The sequence below is a fragment of the Anabaena sp. CCY 9910 genome, assembly GCF_963920875.1.
Taxonomy (GTDB): Bacteria; Cyanobacteriota; Cyanobacteriia; order Cyanobacteriales; family Nostocaceae; genus Trichormus; species Trichormus variabilis.
The window spans coordinates 119,898-132,490 of the sequence record NZ_CAWUDJ010000005.1; the positions used below are offsets into that span (position 1 = coordinate 119,898).

General features: G+C 41.8%; 12 protein-coding genes. 7 read left to right on the top strand and 5 right to left on the bottom strand.

Annotation, left to right across the window (positions count from 1 at the left end; all coding sequences use genetic code 11):
- Positions 1-93: 93 nt before the first annotated feature.
- Both hemF and ACM5QX_RS06500 read left to right on the top strand, forming a co-directional pair.
- Positions 94-1,137: an oxygen-dependent coproporphyrinogen oxidase gene (hemF, locus tag ACM5QX_RS06495; RefSeq protein ID WP_011321248.1), complete on the top strand. Its 1,044-nt coding sequence runs from the start codon at positions 94-96 to the stop codon at positions 1,135-1,137.
- 414 nt (positions 1,138-1,551) lie between these two features.
- Positions 1,552-1,920, top strand: coding sequence for an STAS domain-containing protein (locus ACM5QX_RS06500; RefSeq protein ID WP_011321247.1), 369 nt, complete (start codon positions 1,552-1,554; stop codon positions 1,918-1,920).
- Positions 1,921-2,105: 185 nt separating this feature from the next.
- Here ACM5QX_RS06500 and ACM5QX_RS06505 read toward each other — a convergent pair whose 3' ends face one another.
- On the bottom strand, positions 2,106-2,702 hold the full coding sequence (locus tag ACM5QX_RS06505; protein WP_414752872.1) for a chromophore lyase CpcT/CpeT: 597 nt from the start codon (positions 2,700-2,702) through the stop codon (positions 2,106-2,108).
- 125 nt (positions 2,703-2,827) lie between these two features.
- Here ACM5QX_RS06505 and psb29 point away from each other — a divergent pair, with 125 nt between their 5' ends.
- Positions 2,828-3,529, top strand: a complete 702-nt coding sequence (gene psb29, locus ACM5QX_RS06510) for a photosystem II biogenesis protein Psp29 (protein WP_414752873.1) — start codon at positions 2,828-2,830, stop codon at positions 3,527-3,529.
- A 77-nt stretch (positions 3,530-3,606) separates the two neighbouring features.
- On the opposite strand, the gene ACM5QX_RS06515 is transcribed toward psb29, so the two are convergent.
- The 3 genes from ACM5QX_RS06515 to ACM5QX_RS06525 form a co-directional block, all read right to left on the bottom strand.
- The gene (locus ACM5QX_RS06515) at positions 3,607-3,972 is read right to left on the bottom strand and encodes a phage holin family protein (RefSeq protein ID WP_414752874.1); all 366 of its coding nucleotides are present in this window, start codon (positions 3,970-3,972) and stop codon (positions 3,607-3,609) included.
- Positions 3,973-4,350: 378 nt separating this feature from the next.
- Positions 4,351-5,004, bottom strand: a complete 654-nt coding sequence (locus tag ACM5QX_RS06520; protein WP_414752875.1) for a biopolymer transporter ExbD — start codon at positions 5,002-5,004, stop codon at positions 4,351-4,353.
- 233 nt (positions 5,005-5,237) lie between these two features.
- Positions 5,238-5,957 (bottom strand): MotA/TolQ/ExbB proton channel family protein, encoded by a 720-nt coding sequence (locus ACM5QX_RS06525; RefSeq protein ID WP_414752876.1) that lies wholly within the window; start codon positions 5,955-5,957, stop codon positions 5,238-5,240.
- 505 nt (positions 5,958-6,462) lie between these two features.
- Here ACM5QX_RS06525 and ACM5QX_RS06530 point away from each other — a divergent pair.
- The 3 genes from ACM5QX_RS06530 to ACM5QX_RS06540 all read left to right on the top strand — a co-directional run bounded on the left by ACM5QX_RS06530 (position 6,463) and on the right by ACM5QX_RS06540 (position 9,278).
- On the top strand, positions 6,463-6,762 hold the full coding sequence (locus ACM5QX_RS06530) for a YkvA family protein (RefSeq protein WP_414752877.1): 300 nt from the start codon (positions 6,463-6,465) through the stop codon (positions 6,760-6,762).
- A gap of 150 nt (positions 6,763-6,912) precedes the next feature.
- Positions 6,913-8,637, top strand: coding sequence for an ABC transporter ATP-binding protein (locus ACM5QX_RS06535; protein WP_414752878.1), 1,725 nt, complete (start codon positions 6,913-6,915; stop codon positions 8,635-8,637).
- 419 nt (positions 8,638-9,056) lie between these two features.
- Positions 9,057-9,278, top strand: coding sequence for a DUF4327 family protein (locus tag ACM5QX_RS06540; protein WP_414752879.1), 222 nt, complete (start codon positions 9,057-9,059; stop codon positions 9,276-9,278).
- Between the two features lie 222 nt (positions 9,279-9,500).
- Here ACM5QX_RS06540 and ACM5QX_RS06545 read toward each other — a convergent pair whose 3' ends face one another.
- Complete coding sequence (locus ACM5QX_RS06545) at positions 9,501-9,755, bottom strand: hypothetical protein (protein ID WP_414752880.1); 255 nt, start codon at positions 9,753-9,755, stop codon at positions 9,501-9,503.
- A gap of 337 nt (positions 9,756-10,092) precedes the next feature.
- Here ACM5QX_RS06545 and ppsA point away from each other — a divergent pair, with 337 nt between their 5' ends.
- Entirely contained in the window at positions 10,093-12,558 is a 2,466-nt protein-coding gene (gene ppsA, locus ACM5QX_RS06550) for a phosphoenolpyruvate synthase (RefSeq protein ID WP_414752881.1), read from the top strand.
- Positions 12,559-12,593: the final 35 nt, after the last annotated feature.

Here is a 12,593-nt window from a genome sequence, read left to right on the forward strand (position 1 = left end):
ATTGAGCCTAATTTTTGGCTCGTTTGACCCACAAGTTTTTAAACTAGAGATTTGTGGCTTTTTTAGGAAATTGTAATTTAGGTTCGGGAATCTATGGTGACAAACTCGCAAACCCCAACGGTAAAGGCAAAAATATCCCCGTCTCTACCAGCAACTGACGCTAAAGCTAGAGTCAGTAATTTTATGAAACAGTTGCAAGATGAAATTACACAAGCCTTAACAAAACTTGATGGTGTGGGTCAGTTTCATGAAGATAGTTGGGAACGTCCTGAGGGGGGTGGCGGGCGATCGCGTGTGCTACGTGATGGTGCAATATTTGAACAAGCTGGGGTAAATTTTTCTGAAGTTTGGGGTTCTCATCTCCCTCCTTCAATTTTAGCCCAGCGTCCTGAAGCGGAAGGACATGGCTTTTATGCCACAGGTACATCGTTGGTTTTACATCCACGTAACCCCTATGTTCCCACAGTTCACCTAAATTACCGTTATTTTGAAGCTGGCCCAGTTTGGTGGTTTGGTGGCGGTGCTGACCTCACACCTTATTACCCCTTTGCAGAAGATGCGGCTCATTTCCATCAGACCCTGAAGGGAGCTTGTGACGAACATCACCCAGAGTATTACCCAGTATTTAAACGCTGGTGTGATGAATACTTTTATCTCAAACACCGCGATGAAACTAGGGGTGTAGGTGGTCTATTTTTCGATTATCAAGATGGACAAGGTGTTTTATATCGCGGCCCCAACCCCAAAGGCGAAGCAGCTAATTACAGTAATCAAGTAGGAGAACCAGCACCACGAGACTGGGAAGATTTGTTTAGTTTTGTCCAGGGTTCTGGTAAGGCTTTTTTACCCGCCTACGTCCCCATTGTAGAGCGCCGTCATGGGATAGAGTATGGCGATCGCCAACGGAACTTCCAACTTTATCGTCGTGGTCGGTATGTCGAATTTAACTTGGTTTATGACCGAGGCACAATTTTTGGCTTGCAAACCAACGGACGTACTGAATCTATTTTGATGTCTTTACCACCTTTGGTTCGTTGGGAATACGGTTATCAACCCGAACCCAACTCTCCAGAAGCAGAGTTATATGATACATTCCTCAAGCCCCAAGATTGGAGCAACTGGACAGCAAAACAGTAATTCTGTAAATGTGGGGCCATTGATGTCTCTGCCAGAGTCAGTACTATCCCCCCTTCCGGGATACAGATTGGCTTTGCTCAAAGATAACAAACTCATTAATACAGGGTGAAAAAATTTTGTTTTCTCTATTTCAGTACTTGTGGCTGGGTACTCACCTCAGTTTTGGTGAGTTAAACTACTAAATGTAAGCACCTAGTAAAAAAGGTGATGAATTTAGCTGGAGCTTGTTAATATTGAGTTTCAGCACTTAAATACAGTCCTGTGATTGGTGGGTTAAATAAATTACTGCTTTTTCAAAATCTTTTTGCCTGAGAATCAGTAAAAATTGTTGCCAAAGATTTAGGCTTTGGCTCATCAATTTCAGGACTAACCCAGCTACAGTCAATTTTGAGATCAGTGCCAAGGGGAGGCCTAGTGATTCAAATAGAACAAAATTCATATACAACCCAAGACGGTAATACAGTTATTGTCTTAAAACCAACAGGCCGCTTAGACATCACCACAGCTTGGCAATTTCGCTTGAAATTACAAGAGTGTATTTCTAAACTCAGTCATCACGTAGTGGTGAATCTTGGTCAGGTAAATTTTATAGATAGTTCCGGACTTACATCCTTAGTCGCTGGAATGCGTGATGCTGATAAGGTAAATGGCAGTTTTCGTATCTGTAATGTTCACCCAGAAGCTAAACTTGTGTTTGAAGTGACAATGATGGATACAGTCTTTGAAATCTTTGAGACTGAGGAGGAAGCGTTAGAAGGTGTACCTCGTAGTATGGCTAGCTAGAAAAGTTATGAGTGCTGAATGATACGAATTTGTAATTCGTGATTAAGAAAGTCATATTTTAGCTAAGTTTCCCAGCTTGTATCCGTCTCGTTCTTTTTATCAATTGGTGTAGAAACAATTGAGGCCACTGTTCAAGCTGAAAACTATTTAACACAAGTCATTTCTCTTAACTCAGCACTCTGTACTCAATACTGTTCTCGCTTAGTGTAGCGATAGGGGCCGACAATTGCTCCCCAAGTTGCCTTGCCTGTCTCTTGGTCAATTCCTTTATCATAGGTTTGCAGTTCTGTCTCTGTGACAGCAAAGCCTAAAGAAACTTGTACAGTGTTCCCCAAATAACTGAAAGTACAGCAAGTATCTGGCAGTGGGGAAGCAGTAAACTGATAGCTATTAGGTGCAACTGTTTTCTGGCTAACTGAGAGAACACAACCAGGAAGTAGTTCTAGCTGTTGGGGAGTTAAAGTCTTGAGCAATTCAGGATAACGACCTGCACCAACTAAAGCACTGGGATTTTTAGGCATATAGTATTGTACATACAGCCCAGTTTCCGAGTCAGGCGCGGGCATTAACCGCAGAATCCGTTGACGATAAGGACGGTCTAGATTGACAATGTTGGCTTGTTCGGCAAACAGGGTAATGCTATCGTCGGAAAACAAACCTACTGGTCTTTGCCATAGACGTAAGTGAACAAACCAAATCGGCTCGCCTAAAGCTTGTTCTTTGTTGTCAAATTCTCCAGCTAAGTAATTACCTAAGTTAACTAATTGGGGCGAAAAGCTCATAAATGTGAGGCACAATAGCAAATATGCTCACAGAATATAATAAAGATTACTAGGCGGAAACCCCAACTTGGCAAAGTAGCCTTTAGGGGAGAAAATAAAGTAAACTCGCCCTTAACATTTTCTTTGTGAATAACGTCCGTACTGTCTCTGATACAAAGCGAACTTTCTACGCCCTCCACACCCGACCGATTAACACAATTTATCGCCGGGTGGTAGAAGAGTTGATGGTGGAAATGCACCTGCTGTCCGTAAATGTCGATTTTAGCTACAATCCCATTTATGCCTTGGGTGTTGTCACTACCTTTGACCGCTTCATGCAAGGCTATCAACCAGAACGGGATAAGGAATCTATTTTTAGTGCTATATGTCAGGCTGTAGAGCAAGAACCGCAGCGCTACAGGCAAGATGCTGAACGGTTACAAGCTGTGGCTCAAAGCTTACCTGTAAATGATTTAGTAGCGTGGCTTAGTCAAGCTAATCATTTACAGCAAGATGCCGACTTACAAGCGCAACTACAAGCGATCGCGAGTAATCCTAACTTTAAATACAGTCGTTTATTTGCGATCGGTTTATTTACATTGCTCGAACAGTCCAACCCAGATTTAGTCAAGGATGAAAAGCAACGCACTGAGGCACTAAAAACCATTGCCGCAGGCTTACATCTCTCTGACGATAAACTCAGCAAAGATTTAGAGTTATATCGCTCTAATCTGGACAAAATGACGCAAGCTCTAGCGGTAATGGCTGATATGTTGACAGCAGACCGCAAAAAACGCGAACAGCGTCAGCAACAAGCTAGTACCCCAGTAGCTCCGCCAAATGAGTAGTCATTAGTAAATTGTCAGTAGCTAGCGGTCAGTTGTCAGTAGTAAAAACCCACAACTGACAACTGACAAATTTATTTTTATAATCCCAACAATTTGTAGATTAAGCTGTTAATAATAGTCAGGGCGAAAGCGCCTAGCACAGCACTCCAGATTCCGAAGCGCAAACGGAAACCCTCGACTAACCAAGCTGCAATACTAAAACAAACCACGGCAATCATAAAGGTGAAAAAACCCGATAACAAGTTAAATGTGAGGATATCGGGAACTACAAATATTAGCCGTAAAATGGGTCTGATTATTGCCGTCACAATACCCAGAATAGCAGCAGAAAGAAATGCTTTTTGTGGAGAGTCAACTTCAACACCTAAAGGCAACTTACTAATAATCAATAAGCTGACAGATGTAACTACCCAAACAATTAGCAGCGTCACAATTTCGTTCATTGCCTCAACCCCTGAAACGTGTATGGTGCTTGGCGATAAATAACCCAGTGTATCGATGGAAAAATACAGCAGAAGCCAGAGGTCAGAGGTCAGAAGTGAAAGACTCTAAACATCTAAGGCGTGTTATGGATTCCATAACTTCCCTGAATTGCAAACTGCTGTATTTGAATTTGAAGCTTAACCAATTATTTGTAAGTTACCAGAAATATTTTCTCCAATGAAAAAATATTCTAGATATCTTTAGGTTTCAGGGGAGATGAGGAAATAGGCTTACGCTGAGGGACTTGTACCAAGTGAAGTCGAGGTAAGTCGAAGGGGAGCAATCGAAAAGGTGAATTTTGACTGTATTCCCCATTACCAATTACCAATTACCACATCTCATTGTTGCGGTGCAGGATTAGTACCTGGTGCTACGGGAGCCTGGGGAATGGCTGGAGAAAAGTCAGGATTTAGGGGAACAGTACCTTGTCCGCTTGGAGGTTGATTAGAGTCTGTAGGTAATTGGGGGCTAAGTTCACTAGGTGGGGGATTAATTCCTGGGATTGGTGCGGTGTTGGGTATGGGTGCTGCACCAGGATTAATGGGGAAATTGGAAAAATTGGGTTGGGTTTGGGCAGAAGTAGGGATAATTCCTAAGGATACGCGATCGCCTCCCACCTGCCGCAACAAATCTAAGACCTCAACGACATCGTTATAAGTAGCTGTGCGTGAAGCATTGAGTACTAAAACACCACTAGGGTTTGCTTGCACATACTGTCTCAATCTTTGTGCTAACTCGTCTCTTCTCACCAGTTCTTTTTCTATATAAGTATTACCAACAGCATCTACACTAACAATTTGGCTACCTCCTGTAGAATTTATCCCGGCGGCTGTACTGGTACTGGCTTTTGGCAAGTCAACATTGATAGCCTGCTGTCGAGTAAATTGCAAAGCTGCCAATAAAAAGAAGGTCAGAATACAAAAAACAACGTCAATTAAGGGAATAATTTGGATTTGTACGTCTTCAACTGGGGTATGTAAATTAACTTTCATCGCTTCATACTTATGCCTAATATTGAGTTTGCTTTCTTGGCTCTTAGGTAGGGGTGTCAGGGTGTAAGGGTGTAAGGGAACTAATAACTAAATCAAGATACCTCATAAATATTGTTCTTCTTCTCATCCCTACACCCAGTCACAGCAAATGTTTCATGTTTTTGAATTTTGAGTTGATTCAAACCCCTAGTCCCATCCTCAAAAAATGAAGAGTCTTCTGGCGCAAATCCTAACTAAGGTAAATTTGGTGGTTCAGGTGGTTGTGAAAACTTACCCCTACCAGTTTTGCTAGGTAAAGCATCACGGACAATTGCTGGTGTGGGGTTGCTCAAATCAGGTGGAGACTGGCGATATAACAATTCCATTTCATTCCCGGCTTTACGGAAAACTTTGAGTTGATTGACCACAAAACTTTGAAATAATCGGTAAAATACCAAACTAACAATGGCAACTATTAGCCCTGCTGCCGTACTAATTAAGGATTCACCAATACCCGTTGTGACTCCAGCCGCCGATTCAGTTCCCAAATCACCAATGCGAATTGAGCGTAAAGACTGGATTAAACCTAAAACTGTACCCAACAATCCGAGTAGGGGAGCGAGGGCAATAACAGCTTCTAATAACTTTTCGCCCCGACGCATTCCGGCTAATTCGTCCTCTGCTGTGGACTCCAGTGCTAATCGAAAAGTTTCCGCGTCAGTTTTTTGTAAATGTAAGGGAGCATAGAGAAATCGGCCAATTGGTTGGTCTGTAGCCTGTCTAGCAATATCCGCCGCTATTTCCCAGTTATCATGAGCTGCATCTAGAACTCGGTCAACGATCGCTTTTTCTTGTGAGAAAAGTCGCAACCAGAACCAAAGGCGCTCAAAAATTACACTTAAGGATAAGATCGACAGAGCCAGCAAAGGCCACATTGCCGGCCCACCCTTGTAAAACAAATCTATAATATCCACTATTTGAGTTTCCTCCCTCCATTACTCAAGCCACTATCCCAACGCATTTTAATTTTAAAGATTAATGCACAACTCAGAACTAACAAAAATAAATTTCCAGACTAATTAGAGGCTATCTGGAATTTAAAGTTGGGGTTCTTGAATTGAACACTCGAATTTTACACTTGAGAATTAGCTTATACCAACTCTCTATGAAGTTGCACCAAATCAATGATGTAGAGACGTTGCATGCAACGTCTCTACAATACAGAATAAAGTGGATCTATGGCTACGCCAGACAAGCTACATCAAGAAACGGTATTAACGCGGGAGTATGACGAAAAAACTTTCTACCTGGGAAACTTACCTAAACTAAGACAGAATTTTTACGGTAGGTATTTTGACCTTTGACCCAAGCCTGATCCTAGTTGGGAGTAGAGGCTTCCAGACTAACTAGGGCGGTTATTCCTACCGGAAGTTCTTGGGTCAGTTTGCCAAAATTAAAAGTAAATAGAGGGTTAAAATAATGAATTTCTCAATCCAATCACTGTATAACTGGTACCGTGGGTTACTACAAAATCCCAAGTACCGTTGGTGGGTAATTCTAGGAACAATTGTTTATATTCTCAGCCCAATTGATATTGCTCCCGATTTTCTTCCCGTTGTGGGACAGATTGATGATTTTTTAGTTTTGTCAATCTTAGTTACTGAGGTATCTGGGCTGGTGCTTGAAGGTTGGAAAGCGCGCAAGGGCGATTCTAGCACCGCAACAGATTCTCCTGCTACTGAAAAAACTGTTGATGTCGATGCGGTCTCTGTCAAGTAGTTTTGTTAGTGGTCAGTTGTCAGTTGTCAGTGGTTAGCGGTCAGTTTAATCCCAGCCTAACTATAGGGGAATCAGGATTTTTAATAGGCTGAAACTACACAAAAGCTGGTAGCGTCAAACAAAGAACAATATTTTTGTGGATGTGAGAGCTTGAAAACCCGTTCTAATTACTGGCAACTGCTGCCCTATATTAGACCTCAGTGGCAGAATATCACGAAAGGACTTGTCGGCATTGTGGGATACGTGCTGGCTACCTTAACCTTAATTAATTTTGCAGGCAAGTTAGCTAATCCTTTTGGACAAGGTAATGTAGCAGCGATCGCCCAATTAGCCGCTATTTTAGGTTTGGTGTTTCTTGTCCGGGGCTTTTTTCAGTCTGTGCAAGATATCTATATGTCTAAGGCTGCTTTGCGAGTGGCTTTTTACCTCCGCAAGCAGGTATATGGGCATTTGCAAAAGCTAGATTTAAGCTATTTTGAAACAGCCAAAGCAGGTGATTTATCTTACCGCCTCACAGAAGATATTGACCGCATTGGTGAAGTTGTCAATAAACTGTTTCATGACTTTATTCCCTGTGTGTTGCAGTTGCTAGCCATCCCCATCTACATGATTTACCTGAATTGGCAACTCACATTAGCAACGGTGATTGTTGCCCCATTCATGGGGATTTTAATTGGTTGGTTTGGGGAACGTTTGCGTAAATACTCCCTAAGGAGCCAAAATCGTGTGTCCGATTTATCGGCAATCCTCACAGAAGTTTTCAGTGGAATTCGGCTGATTAGGGCATTTGCCGCAGAGAATTACGAGGTAGCTAGATTTAGCCGCGAAGCTGAACGCAGTTTTCAAGCCAAATACTCTGCTGAACGCTTGAAAGCGGTGCAAATTCCCATTGTGGGATTTTTGGAAGCGTTGAGTGCTTTATCCTTACTTTTGGTGGGCGCGTGGCAAATTCAGCAAAACAATTTAACGGTGGGAGAATTTTTCAGTTACCTAGCCGCAGCCGGGTTGTTAATTGACCCCATCGGTCATGTGACGAATAATTACAACGAATTTAAGCAAGGGGAAGCCTCTGTTGACCGGATTTTTGAATTAATGGCGATACAGCCCACAGTTTTAGAAAAGCCTAACGCCATCACCTTACCTCCAGTTAAGGGGAAAGTAGAATACAGTGGTGTCACCTTTGCCTATAAACCAGGGGAACCCGTCTTAAAGGATATTAATTTATTAGCTATGCCAGGGGAAGCGATCGCCCTTGTTGGTGCTTCTGGGGCTGGTAAAACTACTTTTGTTAATCTCCTCCCCCGTTTTTATGACCCCTCAGCCGGACAAATCTTAATTGACGGTGTAGATATTCGGGATGTCAGACTACAAAGTTTGCGGCGACAGATTGGCATTGTTCCCCAAGAAACTATTATGTTTTCTGGGACAGTTGCTCAAAATATCGCCTTTGGACAGGACGTATTTGATTTAGAAGCAGTCGCCGCCGCCGCCAAAATTGCCAATGCTCATCAATTTATTAGCCAACTCCCAGACAGTTACAATACTTGGGTAGGCGAAAGGGGTGTGAATTTATCTGGTGGACAACGCCAAAGAATAGCTATTGCCCGTGCTGTACTGCTGAACCCACAAATTTTGATTTTAGATGAGGCGACATCTGCCTTAGATTCTGAGTCGGAGGCATTAGTACAGGAAGCCTTGGAAAGACTAATGCAGAATCGCACAGTATTTATTATTGCTCACCGCTTAAGTACAGTGAGAAGATGCGATCGCATTTTAGTTTTAGAACGAGGACAAATTGTCGAATCAGGCACTCACGAAGAACTGTTAGCCCTGGAAAATCGTTATGCCAGGTTTTACACTCAACAATTTTCCTAAGAGACATTATTTCCGGGATGGGTTGCACTATCGCTCTACTCATCCCACTATAAGTAGGTCGGCGTAAATAAATATTGTTGGGATAAGGCAGGGGGCAGGGGGCAGGGAGCAGGGGGAGAAAGAGTTTGAGCCTTATTTACTTTTATTTACATAGTTTGGTTTTATTGCATCGACTTACTTAAATGTTGCTTTCCTCTCTTCTACCCAACCTATATTTAAGCTTTATCTTAAACTCTGATTTTTGAAGATAGCTTTTTTAAAAGCTTCTATCTTAGGGAATAAAAATGAATAAAGTCCATGTATTTTAATATTATAAATTTTCAAAATTTCCTCACATTTTTTTGATAAATTTAAGTTGGAGTCGAAAGTATTTATTACTGTGACTCTCTATTCCTTGATTAAGAGCAAAGGAAAAAGCTATGGATACTGCTGTCAAATATGATATTGAGGTGATCAAGGATGAAGCTCGTCTCCTCATTGCCAAGGGTCTGGTGAATCGTCAACAGCCAATTTATACTTTGTGTAAATATATTCCAGACCGCGACTGGCCATTTTTTGAACTAGAGTTGGAAAAAAATGAATTTTTGCTCAGGGACAGAATTATTGACTTGTTGAGCCAAGAAGAATGGGAAGAAGACTAAAGCCATAATATTCTGCTTTGATTTTTGTTAGCGCAGTGTAACATAGCCATTACTTCCTTTTACAGGCTTTCTAAGTTAACATCATCTTTGATAAATACTGAACTCAAAATTACCAATATTTATGGAAAACCCTCGTAAGGATCGAGGGTTTGAAAGTATAGATAAAAAGCAGTAGAAACATATTCTCATTGATGGGGAATATAAATTTCACCAGCGATCGCCTTAAGCTGGAACATCCTGTAATTCTACCCATCCATTAATCGTTTGACGTTGGCTGATGTAGTCACCGGTATTTGCTTGTTCTTTGTTGGGAAAACTGCGAGACAACCTTTTGACAATTGTTTCCGAAAAGGAACCAGGGGTTATGAACAAAAATACTGGCATATCTTGCCAACAGTGGCGACAAAACCAGTGGATTTCCGAATCACCGCGTATGTGAGGCAAAAGTAAACCAGAACAGCAAGGGCAGTTAATCATAATCTCAAATCCTTTTTTAAAAATGTGTTGATTACATATCATTATGGTTAATTTACAACCGTAGTGATACCCAAATATTCTGTATCTATCTTAAGAATATTTATTAGACATGAGGAATTTGTGAGAAAAATTATAACTATAAATATGTTGTAATATTTCTACATTAAAGTTGCAGTAATTACTATTGGGTAAATGAGGTCTATATGTTGGTGTTTAAAGCTTAAATCCTCACAACTTCCTCAAAATAACTCCCTATAAACATAAGTGTGAAGCTTAAAGACAGATAACTTGAATACACATCTATTAAGTACCTCTTTGAGTTATAGGAAAATCAATCATGGTAGAAATAATAATAGATCCACAAACATCTAATTCAGTCTTTAAAGAACAAGCTCTAGTTTTACCTTTGAACCAAGTTGGAATTGCAGATATCCCTTTAGTAGGAGGAAAGAACGCTTCTTTAGGTGAAATGATTCAACAGTTGCGGCGCAAAGGTGTAAAAGTTGCCACTGGGTTTGCAACAACTGCTAATGCTTATAGATATTTCATTACTTCAGCTGGTTTGGAAGCAAAATTAAGAGAAATTTTTGCTGATTTAGATGTAGAGGATGTGCAGAATTTGCGGCAGCGTGGTAAACAAGCAAGATTGCTTATGCTGCAAACTCCTTTTCCACAGGAATTACAAACAGCGATCGCCCAAGCTTACGCTATCCTCTGTCAAGAGTATGGTGATGATACTGATGTTGCTGTCCGTTCTAGCGCCACAGCTGAAGACTTACCGGATGCTAGCTTTGCCGGTCAACAAGAAACTTATTTAAATGTCCACGGTTTGCAAGCTGTTCTGGAATCTTGCCATAAATGTTTTGCCTCAATCTTCACTGACCGCGCCATCTCTTATCGCCAAATCAAAGGCTTTGATCACTTCAACATTGCCCTATCAGTCGGCGTGCAGAAAATGGTACGTTCTGATTTGGCTACATCTGGGGTCATGTTCTCTATTGATACCGAAACAGGTTTTAAAGATGCAGCTTTGATTACCGCCGCCTATGGTTTGGGGGAAAACGTCGTCCAAGGTGCAGTTAACCCCGATGAATATTTAGTATTTAAACCAACCCTGAAACAGGGATACCGTTCAATTATTGAAAAACGCCTGGGTACTAAAGAAATTAAGATGATTTATGACTTAGGTGGCTCAAAATTGACTAAAAACATCTCTGTGACCCCATCAGAACGCAGCGTCTTTGCCCTTAACGATGAAGATATTCTACAACTAGCACATTGGGCCTGCATCATTGAAGAACATTATTCCCAAGTACGTGGTGTTTACACACCAATGGATATTGAATGGGCTAAAGACGGTTTGACTAATGAATTGTTCATCGTCCAAGCACGGCCAGAAACAGTGCAATCGCAAAAGGTGAACAATGTCTTACGGAATTATAGGTTATCTCCATCCCCAATACCCAATCCCCAACCCCTAATCCCTCTTATTACCGGTCGCAGCGTCGGGGAAATGATTGGACAAGGTAAAGCCAGAGTGATTTTGGATGTGCATCAGATTAGCCAGTTTCAAGCGGGGGAAGTGCTGGTAACTAATCGTACTGACCCTGATTGGGAACCAATTATGAAACGTGCTAGCGCCATTGTCACTAACTCCGGTGGTAGAACTTGTCATGCGGCGATTATTGCTAGGGAAATGGGAATACCTGCGATCGTGGGTTGTGGTAATGCAACTACTGTTTTAAAAACTGGACAAGAAATTACTGTTAGTTGTGCGGAAGGGGAAACAGGTAAAGTCTATTCCGGTTTATTACCCTACGAAGTCCAAGAAATTCCTTTAGAGAAACTACCTTCCACACACACCAAAATTATGATGAATGTGGGCAATCCCGAAGAAGCTTTTGGCTTAACTAGTATTCCTAATGATGGGGTGGGATTGGCAAGGATGGAATTTATTATTAACAACCATATCAAAGCGCACCCCTTAGCATTGATTCACTTTGATGAGTTAGAAGACGAACTAGCTAAATACAAAATTGCTGAGTTAACGGCTCAATACGAGGATAAAACCCAATTCTTTGTGGATAAACTAGCTCAAGGAATTGCCACGATCGCAGCTGCTTTTTATCCCAAACCCGTTATTGTCCGTCTCTCTGACTTCAAAAGCAACGAATACGCCAATCTTTTAGGTGGTAAACAGTTTGAACCCAAAGAAGAAAACCCGATGATTGGCTGGCGTGGTGCTTCTCGCTACTATGACCCCCGCTACCGTGAAGGTTTTGCCTTGGAGTGTCAGGCGATGAAACGAGTACGGGATGAAATGGGTCTAACCAACGTTATTTTAATGGTTCCTTTCTGCCGCACTCCTAATGAAGGACGGCGCGTGTTGGACGAAATGGTAAAACATGGGTTGGTGCAAGGTGAAAACGGCTTACAAGTTTACGTTATGTGTGAACTACCTAGTAACGTGCAGCTAGCAGACGAATTTAGTCAAGTATTTGATGGTTTCTCCATCGGTTCCAATGACCTAACACAGTTAACGCTGGGGTTAGACAGAGATTCGGAGTTAGTCGCCCATTTATTTGATGAACGGGACGAAGCCGTTAAGCGTATGATTGCCAAAGCGATCGCCACAGTCAAACAATACGGACGTAAAATTGGTATCTGTGGTCAAGCGCCAAGCGATTACCCAGACTTTGCCCGCTTCCTCGTCGAACAAAAAATTGATTCCATCAGCCTCAACCCCGATTCAGTTCTCAAGACGCTGTTAGAAATCGCCGCCGCAGAGGAGAAAGAAGTGTAGGGGTGTAGGGGTGTAAGAGTTTTACACCCAGTCTC